This window comes from Thiomonas sp. TH-17 (assembly GCF_057473305.1).
On the sequence record NZ_JBYCKI010000206.1, the window covers coordinates 1 to 1,561 of the forward strand.

The 1,561-nt window shown below is 68.4% G+C and carries 2 protein-coding genes; one reads left to right on the forward strand and one right to left on the reverse strand.

All coding sequences use genetic code 11. The features are described 5' to 3' along the window. Nucleotides 1-43: 43 nt before the first annotated feature. On the reverse strand, nt 44-562 hold the full coding sequence (locus AC2VLV_RS12260; RefSeq protein ID WP_486990257.1) for a serine aminopeptidase domain-containing protein: 519 nt from the start codon (nt 560-562) through the stop codon (nt 44-46). A gap of 77 nt (nt 563-639) precedes the next feature. Here AC2VLV_RS12260 and AC2VLV_RS12265 point away from each other — a divergent pair. Then, a partial coding sequence (locus AC2VLV_RS12265) for a single-stranded-DNA-specific exonuclease RecJ (protein WP_486990258.1) occupies nt 640-1,561 on the forward strand: 922 nt, incomplete at its 3' end.

Below are 1,561 nucleotides of genomic sequence, written 5' to 3' on the forward strand. Positions count from 1 at the left end.
CCGTTCATCTGGACCAAGAGCGCTCGCGACATCCTGCAGAAGGTCATTCGCGCGAATAGTCGCTTAAGTTCCAAACAGAATGGAACACTACACTAGGGTCGATGTCGGGCCGGGCGGCCAGCCAGTCCACCGCGTGCACCGTGTCTTCGGCGAAGCGCGGCAGCGAGGTGAAGGGTTCGTCATCGCTGGCGCCGTGGCAGCGGGTGTCGATGAACAGCAGCGCAAGCCCCGCGGCATGTAGCGCCGGAGCCAGCGGCAGCATGAGGTCGGCATTGCTGCCCCAGCCATGCACGATGACGAGGGCGGCTGACGGTTGTGGGGTGGCTTGTGCCACGGCTTGCGGCGCGGGTAGGTGCCAGGCGTGCAGGGTTTTGCCGTTGGCGGTGGGTATGCGCACGCTGGCATAGGCCAGGCCGAGGTCTGCCGGGCTGCGGGTGTGTGCCAGACGCGGGGCGCGCAGGCTGCGCCGCAGCCCCCAGTTGAGCAGCGGCCGAAGGGGCGGCGTGGTCATCCACGGCAGCACCGTGGGCAGCAGGGCAGAGACGAGTTTGGGGCGCGACATGGACTGCGCAGTGTAGGAGCGGCGCAGGGCCGCTGCGGCATCGGTTCAAATAGTGTTTTGACTCTCGACACGAACCCATGCAATTCGTTCTGCGCCAACCCGATCCCCGCGCTCAGCACCGGCTGCAAGAGGCCGGCACGCACCCTTTGCTGGCGCAGTTGTTCGCCGCGCGCGGGGTCAAAGAGGCGGACGAGCTGGAGCTGGCCTTGCCGCATCTGCTGCCGCCCAAACAGCTCAAGGGCGCGGAGGACGCCGCACGCGTGCTGGCCGATGCCATTGCGCGCGGCGAGCGCCTGCTCATCGTCGCCGATTACGACTGCGACGGCGCCACCGCCTGCGCCGTGGGGCTGCGCGGCCTGCGGGCGATGGGGGCTGCAGTCTCCTACCTCGTGCCCAACCGTTTCACCACGGGCTATGGCCTGTCGCCGGCGGTGGTGGAGCTGGCCTTGCAGCACGCCGATGGCAAGCCCGACTGGATCATTACCGTGGACAACGGCATCGCCAGTGTGGAGGGGGTGGCGCGGGCGCGCGAGCAGGGCATTCGTGTGCTCGTCACCGACCATCACCTGCCTGGCGACACGCTGCCCGAGGCCGAGGTCATCGTCAACCCGAATCAGCCGGGCTGCGCGTTTCCGAGCAAGTCGATTGCCGGGGTCGGGGTGATGTTTTATGTGCTGCTGGCGCTGCGGTCTGAACTGCGCCAGCGCGGGGTGTTCGGCGCCACGACTCAACCGCGCCTCGACGCCTTGCTCGATCTCGTGGCGCTGGGTACCGTGGCCGACGTGGTGCGGCTCGATGCCAACAACCGGCTGCTGGTGGCGCAGGGGCTCAAGCGCATCCGCGACGGGCGGATCCAGCCGGGCGTTGCCGCGCTGCTGCAGGTGGCGGGGCGCGAGGCGGCACGGGTGAACAGCGCCGATCTGGGCTTTGCGCTGGGGCCGCGCATCAACGCCGCAGGACGCTTGGCCGATATGACCGTAGGCATCGAGTGCCTCGCCA